Source organism: Kitasatospora sp. NPDC041917, assembly GCF_055589745.1.
This window is the reverse complement of the sequence record NZ_JBVJBI010000014.1, coordinates 127222-149963: the sequence shown is the minus strand read 5'-3', so window position 1 is coordinate 149963 and position 22742 is coordinate 127222. Positions and strand designations below refer to the sequence as shown.

The following is a 22742-nucleotide window of genomic DNA, read 5'->3' as shown; positions in this document are numbered from 1 at the left end:
GGAGCGGCTCAGAGGTGCAGCAGCATGCGCGAGTTGCCCAGTGTGTTGGGCTTCACCCGCTCCAGGTCGAGGAACTCGGCGACGCCTTCATCGTACGAGCGGAGGAGTTCTTCATAGACATCCGTAGCGATCGCCGCCGGGTCTGTCGTACCATCATCGGTTTCCTGGAGCTCGCCGATCTCGACGAAACCGTGTTTCGCGAAGAACGCGACCTCGAACGTCAAGCAGAAAATCCGACGGACGCCCAGCCAGCGTGCCGTCTGCACCAGCTTCTCCAACAGCAGGTGCCCGATCCCGGTGCCCCGGACGACCGGATCCACCGCGAGCGTGCGGACCTCGGCGAGGTCCTCCCACATCACGTGCAGCGCGCCGCAGGCCACCACCACGCCGTTGTCGTCGCGTTCCGCGACCCAGAACTCCTGGACGGATTCGAACAGTGTGACTGTGGGCTTGTCCAGCAGAATGCCGTCGCGCGAGTAGGTGTCGATGAGCCTGCGCACTGCCCGCACGTCCGTGGTCCGCGCCCGGCGGATGGTGACCTCCATGGTCCCGGACGTTATCGCGCCGCTCCCGGTTCCGTCGCACCGGTATCGGGTCCGTCGTCCGCGGAATCCGCCCCGGTCGGATCGGGCGGGAACAGAGCGGCCACCCGCAAGGCGTCCCGGAGCGCTTCGCGTTGCTCGGGGGACATCAGGCCGAAGAAGTGCACCAGGGCCGCCGCCGGATTGTCGCTGGTGGCCCAGGCGTCGTTCATCAGTGCCGCCGTGTACGCCTCACGCGAGGAGACCGGTTCATATCGATAGGCCCGGCCGACCCGCTCGCGGCGCAGCCAGCCCTTTCTGTGGAGCTTGTCCAGGACGGTCATCACCGTGGTGTACGCGATTTCGCGTTCCGACCGCAGATCCAGGAGAACCTCGCGAACCGTGACCGGTCGGTTCCACTGCCACACCCGGGTCATGATGGCGTTCTCAAGTTCGCCGAGTTGCCGGACCATAGTGCGGCCAGGATAGGGAGTGAATGGGGCAAATCTTGTGAAGTACGCCAAACCGGCGCGCCGCCACCCCCGGGAATCGGGAATGGCGGCGCGCCGGTCGTTCGGGGCGGCTGACGGCGTCGGTCGCGGGTTCCGCCCGCCGGTCCTCACGGGGCCTGCCGGCCCGCGCGGGATCAGTCGACGTCTTCCTTGGCCCGCTGGGCCCCGCCCTGGCTGCGGACGATGGCCCGCACCAGGAATCCGAAGCCGATCGCCATGACCAGCGGCGGCACGATCGCGCTGACGTAGTCCATCAGGTCACTCCTCCTCGGTCTTCTCCGCCGTCGCGGCGGAAGCCTTCGGCTCCGGCTTCACCAGCGGGAAGAGCACCGTCTCCCGGATGTTCTTGCCGGTCAGCAGCATGATCAGGCGGTCCACGCCGAGGCCGAGGCCACCGGTCGGGGGCATCGCGTACTCCAGGGCGCGCAGGAAGTCCTCGTCCACCTGCATCGCCTCGACGTCGCCGCCGGCCGCCAGCAGCGACTGGGCGGTCAGGCGGGCGCGCTGCTCGACCGGGTCGACCAGCTCGGAGTAGGCGGTGCCGATCTCGGTCCCGAAGATCACCAGGTCCCACTTCTCGGCCACGCCGGGCTGCGAGCGGTGCTGGCGGGTCAGCGGGGAGACCTCGGTCGGGTAGTCCTTGATGAAGGTCGGCCGGACGGCGTTCTCCTCCAGCAGGCGCTCGACCATCTCCAGCACGATCTGGCCGTGGCCCCAGTCCTTCTCGAACGGGATGCCGTGCTCGGCGGCCAGCTTGCGCAGCTCCTCGACGCCGGTCTCCGGGGTGACCTCCACGCCCAGGTGGGCGGAGATGCCCGGGTAGACCGCGACCTCCTCCCACGGCTCGGCCAGGTCGATCTCGTGCTCGACGCCGTGCGCGTCCACGCCCTTGATGACCGTGGTGCCCAGTGCGTCCCGGGCCGCGTTGACGATCGTCTCGCGGATCAGCTCGGCCTGGGTGTCGTAGTCGCCGTACGCCTCGTACGACTCCAGCGAGGTGAACTCCGGGTTGTGGGTGGAGTCCGCGCCCTCGTTGCGGAAGTTGCGGTTGATCTCGAAGACCTTCTCGGCGCCGCCGACCACCAGCCGCTTGAGGTACAGCTCGGGGGCGATGCGCATGTAGAGGTCGATGTCGTACGCGTTGATGTGCGTCTTGAACGGACGGGCGTTGGCGCCGCCGTGCACCGGCTGCAGCATCGGGGTCTCGACCTCGATGTAGCCGCGGTCCTCGTAGGTGCGGCGGATCGAGCGGACGACCTTGCTGCGCAGGTGCAGGATCTCGCGGGCCTCGGGGTTGACGATCAGGTCCACGTAGCGCTGGCGGACCCGGGCCTCCGGGTCGGTCAGGCCCTTGTGCTTGTCCGGCAGCGGGCGCAGGCACTTGGCGGTGAGCTCCCAGCGGTCCACCATCACGGACAGCTCGCCGCGCTTGGAGGTGATCACCTCGCCCTCGACGCCGACCTGGTCGCCGAGGTCGATGTCGGTCTTCCAGGCCGCCAGCCGCTCGGCGCCCAGCTTGTCCAGCGAGAACATCACCTGGAGGTCGCCGGTGCCGTCCCGCAGGGTGGCGAAGCAGAGCTTGCCGCCGGTGCGGGAGAGGATCACGCGGCCGGTGACACCGGCCCGTTCGCCGGTCGCGGTGTCCGGCTCCAGGTCCGGGTGCTTGGCACGCAGGTCCGCGATGGTGGTGGTGCGGGGGAATCCGACCGGGTACGGGTCGACGCCGGCCGCCCGGAGCCGGTCCAGCTTCTCGCGCCGGACGCGCATCTGCTCGGGAAGGTCGTCGGTCGCGGGAACAAGGCTCTGATCGCTCACCCCACAAGGGTAGCCAGCCACACACGGTGCTCCGCGCCGGGATTCCCGCGGGGGAGGCCGTGACGGCGGCCTCCCCCGGGGAACGGACCGCTCGGGTCAGCCGTTGCGGCGGGCCCGGAGCCGGCGGGCGGTGACCAGACCGGCGGCGCCGAGCACCACGGCGGCGGCGCTCGTCGCGGCCAGCGGCAGGGCGGCGGAGCTGCCGGTGGCGGCCAGCGGGCCGTCGGAGGTCCGGACGCTCCCGGTGCCGCCGGTGCCAGTGCCGCCGGTGCCGCCGGTGCCCGTGCCGGTCTCCCGGGCGGGGCTCGCGGAGTCCTTGTCGCTGAGGCCGGCCGGGACGACCGCGGTGGTCGGCGCGGGGGAGGGGTCGGTGACGGGCGCGGTGGTGGGCGTCCCGGTCGGGGCCGGGGCGGGGGTGCCGCCGGTGCCGGGGGTGGTGGCCGGGGTGGCCCGCAGGGCGACCTTCAGCAGGTCGTTGGCGGGGTTGCGGTCCCAGCTCATGACGGCGCTGGGGTGGCCCGGCTCGTAGGCGCTCGCCATGTTCTGCAGCGAGACCGTCGCGGTGAGCTCATCGGTGCCCGCGGGGACCGAGAGGGTCAGCTTGTGGGAGTTGGTGGCACCGGCCGGGATGAAGAACCCGCCCAGCCCCTCGCAGTTGAACTTGTTGAGCGGCTTGTCGGACTTCTGGCCGAGGACGTAGTCGTACGGCTGGCAGGTCGACGGCAGGCCGGTGACGGTGACCCCCTCCGGGAACTGCACCTGGAGTTCGGGCGCGCTCTCGCCGCCGCTGCGGTCCATGATCGAGGCCGGGCCGCCGCTGACGGCGCCGAGGGTGAAGGTGCCGGTGGTGCCGGAGGCGTCCGGTGCCCAGGAGCCGTTCACCGCGAAGTCGGCGCCGTTGTCGGCGAGGACCTCCTGCTCGGTGGAGTAGGCGTTCGAGTCGAGGCCGTCCGGGATCCCCTCGCCGGAGGTCGGCACCAGGGCGGCGGGAGCGCCGGTGCCGCGCTGGAACGACATCCGCCGGCGCAGGTCCGCAGCGCTGCTGCCGCTCGCTCCCTCGGCGGGGAAGACGGAGTAGCCGGCGAAGGCGTAGCGGGCGTCCGCGCCCACGGTGAGGTCGAGGCCGTTCAGCTTGACGGCCTGGCCGGGGGCGATCTCGCCGTCGATGGTGCAGATGCCGTGCACGGTGGGCATCGGGGAACCGAAGCCGTGGCCCGCCCAGTCGCCCTTGTCCTTCGCGTACTCGCAGTTGGAGGGCCAGGTGGCCACGTCGAGGCCCGGGGTCAGGTAGACCTCGACGACCGCCCGCCGGGCCGCGACCTCGCCGTGGTTGGCGAAGGCGAGAGTCGACGGGAGCGTGCTGCCGACCTTGACGTCACGCTGCTCCGAGGGCTCCTTGGGGCGGAAGCCGGCACCGCCGATCTCCACCCGGATGTCGGCCTCGGCGGTCTCGGCGCCGGGGGCGCTGAGGGTGGCGTGGACGGTGCCGGTGGAACCGGGGCGGACGCCCGCGACGGCGCTCAGCCACGGGTGGCTGGTGATGTTGATGTTCTCCAGGTCGAGGCGCCAGATGTCGCAGGTGATCACCTTGCCCGCGGTGGCGCAGCCCGGGACGCCGAGCGTGGCCAGCCCGTCGATGCCGGTGGTGTCGAACGCGAGTTTGGCGCCGGTCACGACGTCGGTGCCGGTCCGGCCGATCCGCAGGTGGATGTTCTCGCCGAACTGGGGCTGAGGGGCCGGCTGGGTCGAGATCTGGATCGTGCCGGTCGGGAAGATCCGGAGCTGGGTGCCGGCGGCGTGCGCCGGGACGGCCGCGGTGCCGGAGGCCAGGGCGGCCACGATCGTGGCCGTGCCCGCGCCGAGGATCCGGCGCGTGCGAGTCGAAAGCATGTGAATCCCCCGCGGTTGGAGTGGTGAGGCTCCGCACCCTAGGGATTGTTGAACGGGCGTCAACCCGGTTGATCAGCGGCCAATTCGCCCAGGACGGGATCGAACGGCCTGGTCATCGGGGTGAAGGTTATGAAGACGTGATCGACGGCGGCCGGCGGGATCGCGGCATTGTCGACACATGGACCGGCCTGCGGGCGATGGGCCGGCGCACGAACGGAGGGGAGACCGCGGTGGCGGTCTCCCCTCCGTTCGGCGGACGGGCCGGTTCAGCCGGTGCCGGTGGCGAGTTCGACGTCCTCGGTCTCCTCGGGGGACAGGTCGGCGGGCGGGGCGGGCCGGGCCGGGGGCTTGGGGCGGCGGCCGAACAGCTCGGCGGGGGTGGGCATCCGGTGCGGACGGGGCGGGGTCTTCGCGGCGGCGGGCTGCTCCGGGCGGGACTCGGTGCTGCTCATGGTGGTCCGTCCTCCTACGGGGGTGGGGTGACTGTGCGGCGGTGCGGCGGGGCTCGGTACGGCCACCAGGTGGCGGGGCTGCCCGGTGTGGAGGGCGAGCCGTTCGCGGACGGCGGCCTCGGCCAGCGCGTGGCAGCGCCCGGCCAGCCGGGAGCGGCGGGCCCGCTCGCCCTGGCCGCAGGGCTGGCGGCTCAGCCCGCGCAGCGCGGTGAGGTCCTCGGGGCCGGGCAGGTACCCGTCGGACACCGCGTCCTCCAGCCGTTCCAGGTAGCCGGGGGCGCTGCCGGGCAGGGCGGAGCGGTAGCGTCCGAGGTCGGCGAGCAGGAAGGCGCGCAGTCGGCCGCCCTCCTGGACGGCCTCGTCGATCGCCTCCGTCAGGCGCAGGGCGTCCTGGACGTCCTCCGCCCAGAGTTCGGCGCCCGGCCCGGCGAGGGCCGGCCGGTCGGGCCGGAGGTGGACGGGGACGGCGGGGTGCAGGGCTTGGGCGAGGGCTCGGCGCAACACGCGGACTTCGTCGGCGCTGAAGGCCATACCGCCGCGCGATCCGTGTGGCGTAGGCATGGGCTGACACTACGTGAGGAATATCCGATTTGTCGGTAACGTCGCGCCGAACCATCCATGTTCGGCCTGGTGAAAAAACCTTTCGCCGCCACCTGTAACGCCATCCGGGGGCCAGCTGGTCATCCAGGTGTCAGGGGAGAACGAGCGAGGGGGCCGGGCAGGATGCAACCGGACGGTCAGGGGAAGGCGTCCCGGGGCGGGCGGCGGGACGAGGACTTCCAGGCCTTCGCGGCCGCCCGCGCCAGACCGCTCTACCGGTCGGCCTGCCTGCTCGCCGGCGGGGACACCCACCTCGCCGAGGACCTGGTGCAGGAGGCGTTCGGGCGGATCTACGTCCAGTGGCACCGCACCTTCCCCTTCGGGGCCAAGCGCCGGATCGACAACCCGGCCGGGTACGCGCACACCGTGCTGGTGCGGGTCTTCCTCTCGCACCGCGGCCGCCGCTCCAGCGGCGAGCGGCCGGTCGACGCGGTGCCGGACGGCGAGGCCCCGCAGGGCGACCCGGAACTGCGGCTGGCCCTGGTGGACGCGCTCGGCCGGCTCGCGCCGCGCGACCGCGCGGTGCTGGTCCTGCGCTACTGGGAGGACCGCAGCGTCGAGGAGACCGCGGCGATCCTCCAGCTCACCCCGGGGGCCGTCCGGACCCAGTCCTTCCGGGCGCTCGGCCGGATCCGCGCGTTGCTCGGCGGCAGCCTCGACGAGCTGGCCGAGCGCTGAGCCGGCCGGCACGGCACGGCGACGTCTCCGCACTACTCACGTCAACTCGATTGGTAGAGAGGTTGGTTCAGCATGTCCGCTGAGCACGACGGGCCCGACGAGCGGTTCGAGCAGTCCTTCACCGAGGCCCTCGGCCGGGCGGGCGGGTCCTACGACGCCGAGGCCACCCGGCTGGTCGACACCGGCTGGTCGTACGGGCGCCGGCTGCGCCGCAGGCGGCGGATCGGCACCGTGGCGGGCGTCGCCGCGCTGGCCCTGGCCGGGGTGGGCGCGGCCGGGATCGGCAGCCTGCTGCCCGGGCCCGGCCCCGTGCCGAGCGGCCCGGCGTCCGCCGGCTCGGCCTCCTCCGGTGCGGCGGCGGGCCCGCCGGTCTCCGGCCCGGAGTTCCAGCAGATGCTCACCGAGCTGCTCCCGCCGGGGACGGTGCAGGTGGGCGAGGCGCGGGGGACCGAGAGCGACACCCCGCAGCTGCGGCTGGTGCTGGACGACGGGAACGGCCCGGTCCAGTACCTGTTCTGGATCATGCGCCGGGTCGGCGACACCACCTGCCCGCCCACGACGACCCCGGACGACACCTGCACCGAGGCCGACCTCCCGGGCGGTGAGCACCTGCGCATCTACCAGGCCGGGACACGCAGCGGTGAGCCGGCCGGCTCCAAGACCTGGTCCGCCAAGCTGTCCGGGACCGGGTACGAGCTGATGCTCCAGGAGTGGAACCGCAAGCCGCTGGACCAGGGCACGCCGATCACCCGCACCGACCCGCCGCTGACGCCGGACCAGCTCGCCGCGGTGGTGAAGGACCCGCGCTGGAAGAAGGTCGTGGCGGCCATCCCGAAGGACCCGCGGGCGGGCAAGCCGCTCCCGACCCCGCAGCCGGGAACGACTCGGCTCACCATCCCGGCGCCCGCGCCGACCGGCCTGACCACCCTGCTGCCCTCCGACGCGGTGGCGGGGGCCGCGTCGGCCCTGCCGGGCTTCCCGACCCCCGGCCGCTGAGCGCCGCTCAGCTCGCGGGGCGGTTGCGCTCGTACACCAGGCGCAGGCCGATCAGGGTCAGCCAGGGCTCGTGCACGTCGATGCTGGTGGCCTCGCCGAGGACCAGGGAGGCGAGACCGCCGGTGGCGATCACCTGGACGTCGTCCGGGTCCTTGGAGAGCTCCCGGGCCATCCGCTCGACCAGGCCGTCGACCTGCCCGGCGAAGCCGTAGAGGATGCCGGACTGCATGCCCTCGACGGTGTTCTTGCCGATCACGTTGCGCGGGCGGGCCAGCTCGATCTTGCGCAGCTGGGCGCCGCGGACGCCGAGCGCCTCGACCGAGATCTCGATGCCGGGGGCGATCGCGCCGCCGACGTAGTCGCCGCGCGCGTTGACGGCGTCGAAGGTGGTCGCGGTGCCGAAGTCGACCACGATGCACGGGCCGCCGTACAGGTGGTTGGCGGCCAGCGCGTTGACGATCCGGTCGGCGCCGACCTCCTTGGGGTTGTCCATCAGGACGTGCACCCCGGTTTTCACGCCGGGCTCCACGATCACCGCGGGGACGTCGCCGTAGTAGCGGCGGGTCACCTCGCGGAGCTCGTGGAGCACGGCGGGGACGGACGAGCAGATCGCCAGGCCCTCCACCGCGGCCTCCTTGACCGCGGTGTGGTTGCCCATCAACCCCTGCAGCAGCACCGCCAGTTCATCGGCCGTGCGGCGCGGATCGGTGGAGATCCGCCAGTGTTCCACCACGTCCTCGCCGTCGAACAGGCCGAGCGTGGTCTGGGTGTTGCCGACGTCGATGGTGAGGAGCATGGGCCGCTTTCTGCGAGTCGGGACGGGGCTGCGCGGGTCCGGACGGTCAGGCGCGCAGGTCCAGGCCGATGTCCAGGATCGGCGAGGAGTGGGTGAGCGCGCCCACGGCCAGGTAGTCGACACCAGTCTGGGCGACCTCGCGCGCGCTGGCCAGGGTCAGTCCGCCGGAGGCTTCCAGCTTCGCCCGGCCGGCCACCAGCGCGACGGCCTCCTTCAGCTGCCCGACGGTGAAGTTGTCCAGCAGGATCAGGTCGGCCCCGGCCTCCAGCACCGGCGTGATCTGCTCCAGGGTGTCCACCTCGACCTCGACCGGCAGCTCCGGGTACGCGGCCCGGACGGCCCGGAAGGCCTCGGCCACGCCGCCGGCCGCGACCACGTGGTTGTCCTTCACCAGCGCGGCGTCCGAGAGCGCCATCCGGTGGTTGGCGCCGCCGCCGCAGCGCACCGCGAACTTCTCCAGCGCGCGCAGGCCCGGGGTGGTCTTGCGGGTGTCCCGGACCACCGCGCCGGTGCCCTCCAGGGCGTCCGCCCAGGCGCTGGTCGCGGTGGCGATGCCGGACAGGTGGCAGAGCAGGTTGAGCGCGCTGCGCTCGGCGGTCAGCAGGTCGCGGGTGCGCGAGCGGACCGAGAGCAGCACCTGGCCGGCCTCGACCCGGTCGCCGTCCTCGACGTGCCGCTCGACCTCGAACTCCTCCTCGCAGACCAGCGAGACGACCGCCTCGGCGACCCGCAGGCCGGCCACCACGCCGGCCTGACGGGCGGTGAAGTCGGCGGTGGCGACGGCGTCGGCGGGCACGGTCGCCACCGAGGTGACGTCCTCGCCGCCGGCCAGGTCCTCGGCCAGTGCCAGGGTGGCGATGTCCTCGACCTCGACCGGGTCCAGCCCGGCCTGCTCCAGCAGCTCGGCCAGCTGCGGGTCCAGACCGGTCTCGTAGCCCTCGCCGTCGCCACAGGCGCAGCCGTCGCCGCAGCCGCCCTGGTCGGCCAGGGGGAGTTCCTCGTGGGAGTGGGTCATGGTTCTACTGCTCCTCAGGGGTGCTGACGGGACCGCCGGTGGCGGCGAGGGTGGTGATCAGGTGGCGCCGCCAGTGGGCGTCGTCGCGCTCGGGGAAGTCCTCGCGCCAGTGGCAGCCGCGGGTCTCCTCGCGCTGTGCGGCGGCCGCGACCAGGGCGGTGGCGACCAGCAGCAGGTTGGCGGCCTCCCAGGTCTCCACCCGGGGGTCGGCCGGCTTCTCCTCGGCGACGTGGGCGTAGGCCTGTTCGGCGAGGAGTGCGAGCCCGGCGGCGGTGTCGGCCATCGAGGCGGCGGAGCGCAGGATGCCCGCGCCGCGCGACATCAGCCGCTGGATCTCGGCGCGCGCCTCGGACGGGGGCAGCGGGACGGGCTGCGCGGCGTGCGCGGCGGCGACGTCCACCGCGCGCTCGGGCAGCTCGCCGGACCGGTTGCGGCCGGCCAGATCGGCGGCGATCCGCTCGGCGAAGACCAGGCCCTCCAGCAGCGAGTTGGACGCCAGCCGGTTGGCGCCGTGCACGCCGGTGCAGGCGACCTCGCCGCACGCGTACAGGCCGGGGACGGTGGTGCGGCCGTGCCGGTCGGTGCGGACGCCGCCGGAGGCGAAGTGCGCGGCCGGGGCGATCGGGATCGGCTCGGTGACCGGGTCGATGCCGTTGGCGCGGCAGAAGGCGAGGATGGTCGGGAAGCGCTGCTCCCACATCTCGGCGCCGAAGTGCCGCCCGTCCAGGAACATGTGCTGGGCGCCCTGCTCCTGCATGCGCCGGGTGATCGCTTTGGCGACGATGTCGCGCGGGGCCAGCTCGGCCAGCTCGTGCTGTCCGACCATGAAGCGGACGCCGTCCGCGTCCACCAGGTGGGCGCCTTCGCCGCGGACCGCCTCGGAGACCAGCGGCTGCTGGCCCTCGGCCTCCGGACCGAGCCAGAGCACGGTGGGGTGGAACTGGACGAACTCCAGGTCGGTGACGGCGGCGCCGGCCCGCAGGGCCAGTGCCACGCCGTCGCCGGTGGAGACCGCCGGGTTGGTGGTGGCGGAGAAGACCTGGCCCATGCCGCCGGTGGCGAGCACCACCGCGCGGGCCCGGACGGCGCCGACGCCGTCGCGCTGGCCCTCGCCCATCACGTGCAGGGTCAGTCCGGCGGCGTGGCCCGCCGCGTCGGTCAGCAGGTCGAGGACGAGCGCGTGCTCGATCAGCTCGATGTCCGGGTCGGTGCGGACGGCGGCGACCAGGGCGCGCGATATCTCGGCGCCGGTCGCGTCCCCGCCCGCGTGGACGATCCGGCGGCGGTGGTGGCCGCCCTCGCGGGTCAGCAGGATCTCGCCGTCCTCGCCCCGGTCGAACAGGGCGCCGGTGGCGATCAGCCGGCGGACGGCGTCCGGGCCCTCGGTGACCAGGGTGCGGACGGCCTCCTCGTCACAGACGCCGGCGCCGGCCACCAGGGTGTCGTCCAGGTGCTGTTCGGGGGTGTCCCCCTCGCCCAGGGCGGCCGCGACGCCGCCCTGGGCCCAGCGGGTGGAGCCCTCGTCCAGCACGGCCTTGGTGACCACCATGGCCCGCAGGCCGGCCTTGCGGACGTTGAGCGCGACGGTGAGGCCGGCGACCCCGGAACCGACCACGACCACGTCGGTGGTGGCGGTCCAGCCGGGGGCCGGGGCGGTGAGGCGGTGCGTGGACATCGGTGGGTGGCTCCTTCAGCGCGAGGCGGCGTCGGCCGCGCCGTTGCCGCCACCGTACGCCGCGTCGCCGCATAGCAGTCCGGTGCCCTCCTGGGCTTCGGCCGGGTCCCCGCCCAGGCCGGTGATCCGGTTCCGCTCGTCCACGAAGACGACCTTCGGCTCGTAGCCCTTGGCCTCGGCGGTGTCCATCTGCCCGTAGGCGATGAGGATGACCAGGTCGCCCGGGTGGACCAGACGGGCGGCGGCGCCGTTGATGCCGATCACGCCGGAGCCGCGCGGGCCGGCGATCGTGTACGTCTCCAGCCGGGCGCCGTTGTTGATGTCGACGATGTGGACCAGCTCGCCGGGGAGCAGGTCGGCGGCGTCGAGCAGGTCCTCGTCCACCGTGACGGATCCCACGTAGTGCAGGTCGGCCTGGGTCACGGTGGCCCGGTGGATCTTGGACTTGAGCATGGTGCGGAGCATTGCGGGTCACGCCTCCTGTGAGTGCATGCCGGAAGGGGGGTGGTGCCGGTGGTGCCGGTGGTTCAGCGGTTCAGCGGTTCAGCGGACGATGACGTGGACGTTGTCGATCAGGCGGGTGGCGCCCACCTTCGCGGCGACGGCCAGCACCGCCTCGCCCTGGAAGTCGTCCGCCGCCTCCGAGAAGTCGTGCGGGTCGATCAGGGCGAGGTAGTCCAGGGTGACGCCCTCGGCGCCGTCCAGGGCGGCCGAGGCGGCCTCGCGGACGGCCTTCGGGCCCTGCGCGGCGGCGTCCCGGCCCGCGAACAGGGCCTTGGACAGGGCGAGCGCCTGTGCGCGCTCCTGCTCCGAGAGGTAGCGGTTGCGCGAGGACCGCGCCAGGCCGTCCTCCTCGCGGACGGTCGGCACGCCGACGATCTCCACGTCGAAGTCCAGGTCGGCGACCATCCGCCGGATGATCGCCAGCTGCTGGGCGTCCTTCTCGCCGAAGAAGGCGAAGTCCGGGTCGGTGATGTGCAGCAGCTTGGCGACCACGGTCAGCACGCCGTCGAAGTGGCCGGGCCGGGTGGCGCCCTCGTAGCGCTCGCCCATCGGGCCGGCCGCCATGCGCACCTGCGGCTCGCCGTTCGGGTAGACCTCCTCGACGGACGGCGCGAAGACCACGTCGGCGCCGTTCTCCTCGGCCAGCCGCACGTCCTCGTCGAGGCTGCGCGGGTAGCGCTCCAGGTCCTCGCCGGCGCCGAACTGCAGCGGGTTGACGAAGACCGTCACCGCGACCCGGCCGTCCCGGCCGACCTGCTTGCGGGCGGCCCGGATCAGCGCGGCGTGGCCCTCGTGCAGCGCGCCCATGGTCATCACGACGGCGTTGTCCACCGGCTGCTCGTCCGGCCAGAACGCGGCCTCGAATTCGTCCACGGTGCGGGTCACGACGGCCCGGTGGACCTTGGGCGTCCGCTGGGGCTTGTTCGACTGCTTACCGCGTGCCATCTAGCGCTTCTCCTCGTTCAGTACGTCCAGCAGCGCCGCCGCCGACGTTTCGTCGATCGTCCCGTTGGCGAGCGCCCGCTGCGCGGTGGCGCGGGCCATCGCACGGTAGGCCGCCGGGATGTCCGGGGACACCGTACTGAGCTGCGCCAGGTGGCGCCGCACGGTGCCCGAGTCGCCCCGGGCGACCGGGCCGGTGAGGGCCGCGTCGCCGGAGCGCAGGCTGTTGTCCAGGGCGGCGCCGAGCAGCGGGCCGAGCATCCGGCCGGGCTCGGCGACACCGGCCGTGCGCAGCAGGTCCATCGCCTGCGCGACCAGGGTGACCAGGTGGTTCGCACCATGGGCGAGGGCGGTGTGGTAGAGCGGGCGGACCTCCTCGGGCACCCACTCGGGCTCGCCGCCCATCTCCACCACCAGCGCCTCGGCGACCGGCCGCAGCTCCTCGGGGGCGGTCACGCCGAACGGGCAGCCGGCCAGCCGGGCCAGGTCCACCGAGGTGCCGCTGAAGGTCATCGCCGGGTGCAGGGCCAGCGGCAGCGCCCCGGCCCGGGTGGCGGGTTCCAGGACGGCGACGCCGTGCGCGCCGGAGGTGTGCACGAGCAACTGTCCGGGGCGGACCGCGCCGGTGGCCGCCAGCCCGGTCACCAGGTCGGCCAGCGCGTCGTCCGGCACGGTCAGCAGCACCAGGTCGGCGGCGGCCAGCACCTGCGGCGGGGTGACGATCCGCACGCCCGGCAGCAGCGCCTCGGCGCGGCGGCGGGAGGTGGCGGACACCCCGGAGGCGGCGACCACGGTGTGCCCGGCGAGCTGCAGCGCCGCGCCCAGCGCGGGCCCGACCCGGCCGGTGCCGACCACGCCGACGGCCAGCCGGGCCGGGCGGTTGCCGGGGTCGCCGGGAGCACCGAAGACCTGGTCGCCGAGACCGTCGGCGAGCGGGGCGAACTCGCCGGAGTCGGCGAAGCCGGACGGATTCACGTCCACCCTTGTCCTGCCTTGTCCTGAATGACCGTTCCAGTCCACTCGACGGGTACCGGACGTACCGCCCCAGTCTACGGGCGCGCCCGAACGCCGGAGCGGATACGCCTCGGCGGCTCAGTCGGTGGCCCCGGCCCGGATCAGCCCGGCCTCGTACGCCAGCACCACGGCCTGGACCCGGTCGCGCAGGCCCAGCTTGGCCAGGATCCGGCCGACATGGGTCTTCACGGTCGCCTCGGAGAGCACCAGCCGGGCCGCGATCTCGCCGTTCGACAGCCCCTGGGCGACCAGCAGGAACACCTCCCGCTCGCGCTCGGTCAGCGGGCCGAGGACGTCCGAGCCGGGCGCGCTCTGCGGAGTGGGCAGCACCTCGGCGAAGCGGTCGATCATCCGGCGGGTGGTGGTCGGGGCGACCACCGCGTCCCCGCCGTGCACCGCGCGGATCGCGGCCACCAGCTCGGTCGGCGGGACGTCCTTGAGCAGGAAGCCGCTGGCGCCGGCCTTGAGCGCGGCGAAGGCGTACTCGTCCAGGTCGAAGGTGGTGAGGATGAGCACGTGCGGGGCGTTCGGCAGCGGGCTGCCGTCCTCGGCCAGGCAGATCCGGCGGGTCGCCTGCACGCCGTCCAGCCGCGGCATGCGGACGTCCATCAGGATCACGTCCACCTCGGTGCGCCGCAGTTGCTCCAGGGCCTGCGCGCCGTCGCCCGCCTCGGCGGCGATCTCGATGTCGCCCTGCGACTGGAGGATCATCCGGAAGCCGGTGCGCAGCAGTTCCTGGTCGTCGACGAGCATCACGCGGATGGTCAAGGTGGGACTCCTTGGGGGGATGGACGGCGGACGGGGGGCTGGGGACTGGACGGGGCTGGGGGCGGTGGCTGGACGGAGGGGCTAGTGGGCCGTCCTGAGCGGCAGGACGGCGCGGATCCGGAAGCCTCCACCGGGGCGGGGGCCCACGTCGAGGCTGCCGCTGACCATGCCGACGCGCTCGCGCATGCCGATCAGGCCGTGGCCGAGACCGTCCACGCCGCCGGCGGCCAGCTGCTCGTCGGTGCTGCCACGCCCGTCGTCCTCCACCAGGACGGCCAGCTCGCGCTCGCCGAAGTCGACCGCGACCCGGGCGTGGACGTCGGGGCCGCCGTGCTTGCGGACGTTGGTGAGCGCCTCCTGGACGATCCGGTAGACGGTCAGCTCGACGCCGCGCGGCAGCTCGCGCGGCTGCCCGGAGGTGGCGTAGTCCACGTCGAGTCCGGCCGTGCGGACCTGCTCCAGCAGCTCCGGCAGCTCCTCGACGCCCGGCTGCGGCACGTACTCCTCGGCCTTGGTGTCGGAGGTGCGCAGCACGCCCAGCAGGCGGCGCATCTCGACCAGCGCCTGGCGGCCGGTGGAGGCGATCGTGCCGAGCGCCTCCTTCGCCTGCTGCGGGGAGTTGTCCAGGACGTACGCGGCGCCGTCGGCCTGGACGATCATCACCGAGACGTTGTGCGCGACCACGTCGTGCAGCTCGCGGGCGATCCGGGCCCGCTCGGCGGCGACCGCCACCTTGGACTGGGCGTCCCGCTCGCGCTCCAGCCGGGCGGCGCGGTCCTCCAGCTCGGTCAGGTAGGCGCGGCGCACCCTGGTCAGCCGGCCCCAGGCCCAGCAGAGGATGAACGGCGTGCTCATCAGCAGCGTGATCAGCGCCGCCTCGCCGAAGGTGTACGGGCGGGTGTGCGCGTCGCCCGCCCGGTCGAAGACCGTCTTCACCGGCTTCATCTGCCAGAACACCAGCGGCCCGGCGGCCAGGCCGGCCACCAGGGCCAGCCGGGAGGTCCACTTCTGGCCGAAGGCGGCGCCGGTGTAGGCGAAGACCAGGTAGGCGATCGAGGAGCCGCCCGGCGACACGTTCGCGACCACCTGGCCGACACCGATGCCCGCGGCGGCGGCCACCGTGAGGTCGGGGTAGCGCCGCCGGAAGACCATCAGCAGCGGCAGCAGCACCGCGACCAGGATCGAGGCGTCGAAGCGCCAGCCCTCGTCGAGGGAGGCGTCGTTCGGCAGCAGGCCGAAGAACAGCACCATCGACGCCCAGGCGGCGTCGACCACCATGGGGTGACGGCGGAGCCAGGCGTTGAGTCGATGCACGTGTCCAGCGTAGGCAGTCGCCCGGCGTGCCCAGGTCCGCCGGTAGGGCGATCCGTCCTACTCCGTAGGTCGGAGAAGCACCTGATCCGATGGGGAGGGGCGATCCGGCGCCGGGTAGCGTCCCACCCCATGACTTGGATGCGGTGGGCGCCCGCCATGGAACAGGCCCTGTACGACCCCGGGCGGGGCTTCTACCGCAGGCCGGAGGGCCCCGCCGGGCACTTCCGCACCTCCGTGCACGCCTCGCCGAGGTTCGCCCGTGCGGTGGCCCGGCTGCTGCTGGAGGTTGACGCGGCCCTCGGTCGTCCGGAGGAGCTGGCCCTGGTCGACCTGGGGGCCGGGCGGGGCGAGCTGCTCACCGGCGTCCTGGCCGAGCTGCCCGCGCAGGTGCTGGCGCGGCTGCGCCCGTACGGCGTGGAGATCGCCGACCGCCCGGCCGGACTGCCGTCCACAGCCCTGTGGACGGACGAGCCGCCGCGCGGGGTGACCGGGCTGCTGTTCGCCAACGAGTGGCTGGACAACGTCCCGCTGGACGCCGGCGAGGTCGACGAGGACGGGGTGCTGCGCTACGTCGAGGTGGACACCGCGACCGGGGAGCAGCGGCTCGGCGAGCCGGTGTCGGAGGCCGACGCGGCCTGGGCCGCCCGCTGGTGGCCGGTCGCGGAGCCCGGCGAGGTGGTGGAGTTCGGCGGCCCCCGGGACGCCGCCTGGGCCCGGGCCGTGGCCGGGCTGGAGCGCGGCCTGGCCGTCGCCGTCGACTACGGGCACACCGCCGGGCGGCGGCCGCCGTTCGGCACGTACGCCGGCTTCCGCGACGGCCGGGAGGTGGCCCCGGTGCCGGACGGCTCCTGCGACGTCACCGCGCACGTCGCGCTGGACGCCGTCGCCGCGCCCGCTCTCCACAGCCTGTGGACAACCCAGCGGGAGGCCCTGCGCGCGCTCGGCGTGAGCGGCGGGCGCCCGGCGCTCGCGCTGGCCACCAGCGACCCGGCCGGCTACCTGCGGGCGCTGAGCGGGGCGGGGGAGGGGGCCGAACTGACCGACCCGGGCGGGCTGGGCGGGTTCGGGTGGCTGGTACAGGCCGTCCGGATGTCGGAACCTGCGAGCCTGGCGCCCCTGCCGGGATGGCAGACTCTGGGGGCATGAGGGAGACCACGGTCGGCATCGGGGCGGGAGCCGAGAACTTCACCGGCGCGGCGGGCACCACCGACATGGTGCTCAACATCGGCCCGCAGCACCCGGCCACCCACGGCGTGCTGCGGATTCGGATGCTGCTCGACGGCGAGCGCATCGTGAGCGCCGAGCCGGTGATCGGCTACATGCACCGGGGCGCCGAGAAGCTGTTCGAGGCCCGGGACTACCGGCAGATCATCATGCTGGCCAACCGGCACGACTGGCTCTCCGCCTTCTCCAACGAGCTCGGCGTCGTCATGGCCGTCGAGCGGATGCTCGGCATGGAGGTCCCCGAGCGGGCGGTGTGGATCCGCACCCTGCTCGCCGAGCTCAACCGGGTGCTCAACCACCTGATGTTCCTCGGCTCGTACCCGCTGGAGCTCGGCGGGATCACCCCGGTCTTCCACGCCTTCAACGGCCGCGAGGACCTCCAGCACGTGCTGGAGGAGGCCTCCGGCGGCCGGATGCACTACATGTTCAACCGGGTCGGCGGCCTCAAGGAGGACCTGCCGGCCGGGTGGCTCGGCCGGGTCCGCACCGCCGTCGCCACCGTGCGCTCGCAGCTGCCGGTCTTCGAGGACCTCGTCCTCGGCAACGAGATCTTCCGCGCCCGCACCGCCGGCGTCGGCATCCTCACCCGTGCACAGGCCGAGGCGTACGGCGTCAGCGGCCCGATCGCCCGGGCCAGCGGCCTCGACCTCGACCTGCGCCGCGACGAGCCGTACCTCGCGTACGGCTCCGAGGAACTGCGACAGGTGCTCACCGTGGTCACCCGCGAGGAGGGCGACTGCCTGGCCCGCTTCGAGTCCCTGCTGGAGCAGACCCTCAACTCGCTGGACCTCGCCGACGCCTGCCTCGACAAGCTCGCCACGCTGCCGCCCGGCCCGGTCAACCAGCGGCTGCCCAAGGTGCTCAAGGCGCCCGAGGGCAGCACCTACGCGTGGACCGAGAACCCGCTCGGGATCAACGGCTACTACCTGGTCTCGCGCGGCGACAAGACGCCGTGGCGGCTCAAGCTGCGCTCGGCGTCCTTCAACAACGTCCAGGTGCTGACCGAGCTGCTGCCGGGGACGCTGGTCGCGGACATGGTGGCGATCCTGGGGTCGATGTTCTTCGTGGTCGGCGACATCGACAAGTAGCGACAAGTAGGGCGGTGCCGGCGGGCGGGGGCGGTGCCGACCGGTGGGGCCGGTCAGTCCTTCGCCGGTCGGTCCTTCTTCGACTTCCTGACCGGGTCCGCCGGGTGCGGGGCCACCCTGCGGTCGCCCTTGGTGGCGATCCGCTCCTCGCACAGCCGGGCCAGCACCTCGTACCCCTTCCGTCCCATCAGCTCGGTGAGCTCGGGGCGGTAGCTGACGTACACCGCCTCCGCGCCCTGGTGCGCCGCCGGGGCACCGGTGCACCACCAGTGCAGGTCGTGGCCGCCCGGGCCCCAGCCGCGGCGGTCGTACTCGCCGATCGTGACCTGGAGGTAGCGGGTGTCGTCGGGCCGGTCGATCCAGTCGTAGGTGCGGCGGACCGGCAGCTGCCAGCAGACGTCCGGCTTGGTCTCCAGCGGCTCGCGGCCCTCCTTGAGCGCGAGCGCGTGCAGCGCGCAGCCGGCCCCGCCCGCGAAGTCCGGGCTGTTCACGAAGATGCAGGCGCCGCCGACCCGGCGGGTCTGGCGGTCGCCGTCCTCGTCCAGCATGGTGATGCCGCCGTCGGACGTGATCCGGCCCTTGGCGTCGGTGCCCTCGGCGAAGTTCTCCCACAGCTCGGGGGTCAGCCGGGCCGCGTGCCCCAGGACGCGCTTCTCGTCGTCCTCGTCCGAGTAGTGCGCGCCGAGCGTGCAGCAGCCGTCCGACTCGCCGCGGCCCTCGCGGATGCCGTGGCAGCCCTGGCCGAAGACGCAGGACCAGCGGGAGGTCAGCCAGGTGAGGTCGCAGCGGAAGACCTGCTCCTCGTCGGCGGGGTCGGCGAACTCGACCCAGGCGCGGGGGAAGTCGAGCGGGACCTCGTCGCGTGGGATCTCGCGCCGCAGGGTCGGCATCGCGAGATCGACGGGGGCGGGGGCGGGGGCGGCCTCGGGCTTCGCCTTGGACTTCTTCTTGGACGTTTCTGCTGGTGCCACCCGGCAAGGGTAGAGCTTTCGGCGGCGGGAGCGCGGTGGCGGGACCGGTGACGGGGCACGAAGCGGGGCACGAAGCGGCGGGACCGACCGGCGTGAAGGCGGGGTGAAGAGGTCCGGCGGGCCCTGCGGGCGGGTCCGGGGGCGGGCCTACGATGGCGGCCGGTCCGCCACGGGCCGCTACGGGGCCGCTACCGGCCCGTGACGGGGAGGTACGGGGATGGCAGGCGGCAGCACCGGGGCGTCCGGCCGCGCGGGCGGGGAGTTCGTCCTCAAGCCGTGGGAACTGCACGGCGAGGGGCGGGAGTTCGAGAAGCTCGGCGGCGAGCTGGCGAAAGCCGTCACCGCCCTGGAGCAGGGCCTCGCCGCGCTCGGCGCGCCCTGGGGGACGGACCGGCCGGGCAGCGGCTTCGCCGCCGTGTACGGGCAGGCGCGCGGTGAACTCGTCGGCGGGCTGCGCGGGTTGGCCGGGAGGGTGACCGGGGTCGGGGCCGGGCTGCACACCATGGCCGCGCGGACGGCCGACGCGGACAGCTCGGCGGCGAGCGGGTTCGGGGCGACGGCGGTGCCGGGGGCGGCAGGTTCGGCGGTGCCGGGTGCGGCGGCAGGTGCGGCGGTGCCAGGGCCGGCGGCGGTTCCAGGGGCGCCGGGGGCCTCGCCGGTGGCGCCCGCGGTGTACTCCGCGGCGCCGGGGGCAACCCCGGGGGCGGCTCCCGCCGTCCCCAAGGACATGTCGGTCTGACGGACCCGGCTCGAAGGGGGAAGCGCGTGTCCCGGAAACTGCCCGAGGAACTGGTCCCGGTGCTGGCCCGGACCGGCCAGCAGTGGCCGCAGGCCGACGAGGAGGGCCTGCGCAGGGCCGCCGGGGTCTGGCGCGAGTTCGGCAAGGAGGCCGACCGGCTCACCCGCCGCTGCGGCGAGTCCGTCCGGCGGGTCACCGCCGACAACTCCGGCCACGCGGTCGAGGCCTTCGGCACGTACTGGCAGAGCTTCAGCGCCGGCGGCAAGGGCCACCTGGACGACGCGCACAGCGCGGTCGGGCTGGTCGCCGGGGCCTTCGACACCGCCGCGCGCGCCGTGGACACCTGCAAGGCCGAGATCGTCGTGACCCTGCAGCAGCTCGCCGCCGACCTCCGGCACGCCGAGGAGCAGGCGGCCAAGGCCAAGCAGACGGCCGCCGAGGTCGCCGCGGCGGCCGACAGCGACCCGGCGCGGAGCGGGGTGGTCGGCGGACTGGAGAAGGCCGTCGGCGGCTTCGCGTCCAAGCTGAGGAACACCGCCACCGAGCAGGTCGCGGCGGGCGTGGCGGCCGTCGCCGTCGAGGCCGCCGGGCTGAAGATCGGCGGACTGCTCGCCGAACTCGGCCGCGCCATGAAGGACGCCCTGTCCGGCGTGCTCAAGGAACCGGCCGCCGTCGCCCTGCTGAAGCTCGGCACCGCACAGGGGACGGGGATCACCGCCGCCTCGTACCGCGGCGGCGCGTTCGACCCGCTCGCCGCCGGGCTGCCCGCCGCCCTCGGCGAACCGGGCGTGCTCGGCGCGGACGGCTCCGGGCTGGTCCTGCTCGCCGGGAAGGACGGCAAGCCGCTGGTCGGCGTGCCCGGGCTGACGGTCAAGGTGGACGAGCACGGCACGCCCGTCCTCGGCCAGGACGGGCAGCCGGTCATCCTCCGCGCCGACGGCACACCGGTGGCCGACGCCACCGGGCTGCTGGTCGTCCCCGGGCCGGACGGCAAGCCGGTGGTCGGGGTGGCGGACCTCGCCGTCCGGCTCGACGAGCACGGGCAGCCGGTGCTCACCGACGAGAACGGCAAGGCGGTCCGCGGGGTGCCGCTCGCCGGGCTGACGCCGGGGGCGGACGGGCCGGGGGGACCGGGTGGGCCGGATGGGCCGGGGGGTGGCAAGCCCGGCGGGCCGGCGGACCCGAGGACGCCGGGCGTGGTGACGGTGGCCTCGGTCGCGGTGGCGGATCCGGGGGCGGTCGTCGGTGGGCCGGCCGCGGCCGTCGCGGCGAACGTGACGGCCGGGGTGTCGGCGGGGGCGTCGGCGGGCGGGGCCGGGGGCGGGTACGCCGCCGCCGGGGGCCCGCCGGGGCAGCACCGGGCGACAGGGAGCGGGGGCGGTGACTGGTCGCCACCGGCGTCGTCGGCGCCGTCCGCGGTCGCGCCGGTCCGGCAGGGCGGCGGGCCGGCGGTCCGGGCGGCCGGGGACTACCCGCTCCAGGCGCCCGCGGCCTCCGTGCACGGCGGTGGCGGTGGCGGTGCGGGTGGTGCGGGTGGTGGTGGCGGAGGTGGGCCGGTGACCGTGCGGACGGACTCGGTGAGTGCGCCGACCGCGCCCGTCACCGCGCCGTCCGCCGGCGGCCCGGCGGGCGGCCCGGCGCCGGACGCTCCGCCGCCGGTCCGGCCGGTCGCAGTGCCCGGGCAGTTCGGGACTCCGGTGTACGGCGGGTACCAGCCGGCCGGGCCCGTCGGCACCGTCGGGCCCGGGCCGCTGGCGGGCGCCGCCGGCGGGCCCGTGAACGTGGCGGCGCCGTTCGGCAGCGGTGTCGGGGCGGGCGGCGGGCCGGCCGTCGGTGGGCCGGCCGTCGGGGGGCCGCAGCCCGGCGCGCCGGTGGCCCGGACCCCGGCCGGTGCGGCACCGCACCCGGTCGTCGGACCGCCGCCCGTCCACGCCGCGCCGCCACCCCCTGCCGCACCCCCGATCGTCGGGACCACCCCGGTGATCGGCCGGCCCGAAACCCACCCGGTGGAGGCCCGGAGGCGGGAGAACGCGGCGGGACTCGCCGACCCGACCCTCGCCTGGGGCGCGGTCCCGGTCGCGACCGCCCACGCGATGGCCCTCCAACTCGCCCTGCGCGCACGGCGCGGAGCCCGGCCGGACGACCCGGCGGTCCGGCCGCGCAGCATCGCCGACAGCCGTCCGTACGGCCTGCCGGGCGGGCTCGCGCCGGTCGACCCGCAGCACCAGGCCGAACTCGAACGCCGCGCGCCCCGGGACGAGGACGGCCTGCCCGTCCGTCACCCCGACCCGGCGGCCGGCGGCTGGGCGGAGGCCGTCAACGACGGCGGCTTCCGCGAACCGGGCCGGGCCAACAACAGCCTGGAGATCGCCCTCTCGGCGGTCGAGTGCCACACCGGCCGCCCGACCTGCGCGGCCCCGCGCATCCCCACCGACGGCGACGCCGGCGAACGCGGCGGCCGGGACCGCGCCGAACGCGAACTCGGCTCCCCCTTCCGGGACCTGGGCGACGGCGGCCGGGCCTTCGACCGCCTCGCCGACGACCTCCGCCGCGCCGGCCACGGCTCCCAGGCGCTACTCCTCACCCTCGACGCCTACGGCCGTCCGCACGCCTGGAACGCCGTCAACCACCAGGACACCGTCACCTACCTCGACCATCAGCTCGCCCGCCGGGCCCCCACCCCCCTCCACCCCGCCACCCACGGCCTCTGGGCCATCGCCCTCACCCCCGAAGGCCGCCCCCTCACCCCCACCCCCTGACCCCCCAGTGCAGGAAGTCGGCCCGTCCGACTTCCTGCACTGGGGGGTCAGGGTGCCCCTCGGAAGGGGAGGAAGCGCGGAACTGGGAGCGGTGCGCAGGAAGTCGACCAGGCCGACTTCCTGCGCGGCGGCCTGCCGCGCTGGCCCTCGGCGGTGGAATGCGCGGTAGCGGGAGGGGTCCGCGTGGGGAGTCGACCTCGCGGACTTGCCGCACGGTGGAATGCGGGGCAGTGGAAGGAGCCCGCGTGAGAAGTCGGCCCGGCCGACTTTCTGTGTGCATTCGGGATGGCTGGGTTCGAGTCTGGCAGAAATATGTAGACCGACCGACATATTCGTCGCCGGTGATGCGTGAGAAGTCGGCCGGGCCGACTTCTCACGCGGATCCGGTCCGGGCGGGCTTGGGTCTGCGCGTGAATATGTAGACCGGACGTCATATTCGTTCTTCCGGGGCCGGTCGCCGGGCGGCAGG

The 22742-nt window shown here is 74.2% G+C and carries 20 protein-coding genes; 6 read left to right on the top strand and 14 right to left on the bottom strand.

From position 1 onward, the window contains the following. Nucleotides 1–8 precede the first annotated feature (8 nt). The 5 genes from ACZ6EM_RS19590 to ACZ6EM_RS19570 all read right to left on the bottom strand — a co-directional run bounded on the left by ACZ6EM_RS19590 (nt 9) and on the right by ACZ6EM_RS19570 (nt 5751). Nucleotides 9–545 carry an amino-acid N-acetyltransferase gene (locus ACZ6EM_RS19590; protein WP_359910474.1) on the bottom strand — a complete coding sequence of 179 codons (537 nt, stop codon included), beginning with the start codon at nt 543–545 and terminating at the stop codon, nt 9–11. 11 nt (nt 546–556) lie between these two features. Next, entirely contained in the window at nt 557–994 is a 438-nt protein-coding gene (locus ACZ6EM_RS19585) for a BlaI/MecI/CopY family transcriptional regulator (RefSeq protein ID WP_359910476.1), read from the bottom strand. Between the two features lie 297 nt (nt 995–1291). Next, complete coding sequence (gene lysX / locus ACZ6EM_RS19580) at nt 1292–2848, bottom strand: bifunctional lysylphosphatidylglycerol synthetase/lysine--tRNA ligase LysX (RefSeq protein ID WP_359910479.1); 1557 nt, start codon at nt 2846–2848, stop codon at nt 1292–1294. A 96-nt stretch (nt 2849–2944) separates the two neighbouring features. Continuing rightward, nucleotides 2945–4738, bottom strand: a complete 1794-nt coding sequence (locus ACZ6EM_RS19575; protein ID WP_465772847.1) for a hypothetical protein — start codon at nt 4736–4738, stop codon at nt 2945–2947. A gap of 266 nt (nt 4739–5004) precedes the next feature. Continuing rightward, nucleotides 5005–5751, bottom strand: coding sequence for a hypothetical protein (locus tag ACZ6EM_RS19570; protein ID WP_465772846.1), 747 nt, complete (start codon nt 5749–5751; stop codon nt 5005–5007). 162 nt (nt 5752–5913) lie between these two features. Between ACZ6EM_RS19570 and ACZ6EM_RS19565 the strand changes: the two genes are divergently transcribed. Next, the gene (locus ACZ6EM_RS19565) at nt 5914–6468 is read left to right on the top strand and encodes a SigE family RNA polymerase sigma factor (protein ID WP_359910488.1); all 555 of its coding nucleotides are present in this window, start codon (nt 5914–5916) and stop codon (nt 6466–6468) included. Nucleotides 6469–6540: 72 nt separating this feature from the next. After that, on the top strand, nt 6541–7464 hold the full coding sequence (locus ACZ6EM_RS19560; protein ID WP_401046971.1) for a hypothetical protein: 924 nt from the start codon (nt 6541–6543) through the stop codon (nt 7462–7464). A gap of 7 nt (nt 7465–7471) precedes the next feature. Here the strand turns inward: ACZ6EM_RS19560 and ACZ6EM_RS19555 are convergent, their stop codons facing one another. The 8 genes from ACZ6EM_RS19555 to ACZ6EM_RS19520 form a co-directional block, all read right to left on the bottom strand. Then, complete coding sequence (locus tag ACZ6EM_RS19555) at nt 7472–8260, bottom strand: type III pantothenate kinase (protein ID WP_401046968.1); 789 nt, start codon at nt 8258–8260, stop codon at nt 7472–7474. A 46-nt stretch (nt 8261–8306) separates the two neighbouring features. After that, complete coding sequence (gene nadC / locus ACZ6EM_RS19550; RefSeq protein WP_359910497.1) at nt 8307–9275, bottom strand: carboxylating nicotinate-nucleotide diphosphorylase; 969 nt, start codon at nt 9273–9275, stop codon at nt 8307–8309. A gap of 4 nt (nt 9276–9279) precedes the next feature. After that, complete coding sequence (locus ACZ6EM_RS19545) at nt 9280–10950, bottom strand: L-aspartate oxidase (RefSeq protein WP_401046966.1); 1671 nt, start codon at nt 10948–10950, stop codon at nt 9280–9282. Nucleotides 10951–10965: 15 nt separating this feature from the next. Continuing rightward, nucleotides 10966–11415 carry an aspartate 1-decarboxylase gene (gene panD / locus ACZ6EM_RS19540; protein WP_465772845.1) on the bottom strand — a complete coding sequence of 150 codons (450 nt, stop codon included), beginning with the start codon at nt 11413–11415 and terminating at the stop codon, nt 10966–10968. A gap of 78 nt (nt 11416–11493) precedes the next feature. Then, the gene (panC, locus tag ACZ6EM_RS19535) at nt 11494–12399 is read right to left on the bottom strand and encodes a pantoate--beta-alanine ligase (protein WP_401046962.1); all 906 of its coding nucleotides are present in this window, start codon (nt 12397–12399) and stop codon (nt 11494–11496) included. Further along, nucleotides 12400–13377, bottom strand: a complete 978-nt coding sequence (locus ACZ6EM_RS19530; protein ID WP_359910508.1) for a Rossmann-like and DUF2520 domain-containing protein — start codon at nt 13375–13377, stop codon at nt 12400–12402. A 111-nt stretch (nt 13378–13488) separates the two neighbouring features. Continuing rightward, nucleotides 13489–14178, bottom strand: a complete 690-nt coding sequence (locus ACZ6EM_RS19525; RefSeq protein WP_359910511.1) for a response regulator transcription factor — start codon at nt 14176–14178, stop codon at nt 13489–13491. A gap of 81 nt (nt 14179–14259) precedes the next feature. Beyond that, on the bottom strand, nt 14260–15492 hold the full coding sequence (locus tag ACZ6EM_RS19520; RefSeq protein WP_452178835.1) for a sensor histidine kinase: 1233 nt from the start codon (nt 15490–15492) through the stop codon (nt 14260–14262). 129 nt (nt 15493–15621) lie between these two features. Between ACZ6EM_RS19520 and ACZ6EM_RS19515 the strand changes: the two genes are divergently transcribed. Further along, nucleotides 15622–16638, top strand: a complete 1017-nt coding sequence (locus ACZ6EM_RS19515) for an SAM-dependent methyltransferase (RefSeq protein WP_380357496.1) — start codon at nt 15622–15624, stop codon at nt 16636–16638. After that, on the top strand, nt 16635–17804 hold the full coding sequence (locus ACZ6EM_RS19510) for an NADH-quinone oxidoreductase subunit D (RefSeq protein WP_465772844.1): 1170 nt from the start codon (nt 16635–16637) through the stop codon (nt 17802–17804). The genes ACZ6EM_RS19515 and ACZ6EM_RS19510 overlap by 4 nt, the downstream gene beginning before the upstream one ends. Before the next feature lie 53 nt (nt 17805–17857). Here the strand turns inward: ACZ6EM_RS19510 and ACZ6EM_RS19505 are convergent, their stop codons facing one another. Then, nucleotides 17858–18694: a DUF3109 family protein gene (locus ACZ6EM_RS19505; protein WP_401055375.1), complete on the bottom strand. Its 837-nt coding sequence runs from the start codon at nt 18692–18694 to the stop codon at nt 17858–17860. 298 nt (nt 18695–18992) lie between these two features. On the opposite strand from ACZ6EM_RS19505, the gene ACZ6EM_RS19500 reads away from it, so the two are divergent. After that, entirely contained in the window at nt 18993–19514 is a 522-nt protein-coding gene (locus ACZ6EM_RS19500; RefSeq protein WP_465772843.1) for a hypothetical protein, read from the top strand. Between the two features lie 26 nt (nt 19515–19540). After that, nucleotides 19541–22273 carry a toxin glutamine deamidase domain-containing protein gene (locus ACZ6EM_RS19495; RefSeq protein WP_465772842.1) on the top strand — a complete coding sequence of 911 codons (2733 nt, stop codon included), beginning with the start codon at nt 19541–19543 and terminating at the stop codon, nt 22271–22273. The last annotated feature ends 469 nt before the right edge of the window (nt 22274–22742 follow it).

Excerpts from the sequence above, each read along its gene's own strand:
- ACZ6EM_RS19510 (WP_465772844.1), top strand. The coding sequence starts at position 16,635 with ATGAGGGAGACCACGGTCGGCATCGGGGCGGGAGCCGAGAACTTCACC.
- ACZ6EM_RS19565 (WP_359910488.1), top strand. The coding sequence starts at position 5,914 with ATGCAACCGGACGGTCAGGGGAAGGCGTCCCGGGGCGGGCGGCGGGAC.
- ACZ6EM_RS19505 (WP_401055375.1), bottom strand. The coding sequence starts at position 18,694 with ATGCCGACCCTGCGGCGCGAGATCCCACGCGACGAGGTCCCGCTCGAC.
- ACZ6EM_RS19515 (WP_380357496.1), top strand. The coding sequence starts at position 15,622 with ATGACTTGGATGCGGTGGGCGCCCGCCATGGAACAGGCCCTGTACGAC.
- ACZ6EM_RS19575 (WP_465772847.1), bottom strand. The coding sequence starts at position 4,738 with ATGCTTTCGACTCGCACGCGCCGGATCCTCGGCGCGGGCACGGCCACG.
- ACZ6EM_RS19500 (WP_465772843.1), top strand. The coding sequence starts at position 18,993 with ATGGCAGGCGGCAGCACCGGGGCGTCCGGCCGCGCGGGCGGGGAGTTC.
- panD (WP_465772845.1), bottom strand. The coding sequence starts at position 11,415 with ATGCTCCGCACCATGCTCAAGTCCAAGATCCACCGGGCCACCGTGACC.
- nadC (WP_359910497.1), bottom strand. The coding sequence starts at position 9,275 with ATGACCCACTCCCACGAGGAACTCCCCCTGGCCGACCAGGGCGGCTGC.
- ACZ6EM_RS19555 (WP_401046968.1), bottom strand. The coding sequence starts at position 8,260 with ATGCTCCTCACCATCGACGTCGGCAACACCCAGACCACGCTCGGCCTG.
- ACZ6EM_RS19560 (WP_401046971.1), top strand. The coding sequence starts at position 6,541 with ATGTCCGCTGAGCACGACGGGCCCGACGAGCGGTTCGAGCAGTCCTTC.
- ACZ6EM_RS19590 (WP_359910474.1), bottom strand. The coding sequence starts at position 545 with ATGGAGGTCACCATCCGCCGGGCGCGGACCACGGACGTGCGGGCAGTG.
- ACZ6EM_RS19545 (WP_401046966.1), bottom strand. The coding sequence starts at position 10,950 with ATGTCCACGCACCGCCTCACCGCCCCGGCCCCCGGCTGGACCGCCACC.
- panC (WP_401046962.1), bottom strand. The coding sequence starts at position 12,399 with ATGGCACGCGGTAAGCAGTCGAACAAGCCCCAGCGGACGCCCAAGGTC.
- ACZ6EM_RS19585 (WP_359910476.1), bottom strand. The coding sequence starts at position 994 with ATGGTCCGGCAACTCGGCGAACTTGAGAACGCCATCATGACCCGGGTG.
- ACZ6EM_RS19570 (WP_465772846.1), bottom strand. The coding sequence starts at position 5,751 with ATGCCTACGCCACACGGATCGCGCGGCGGTATGGCCTTCAGCGCCGAC.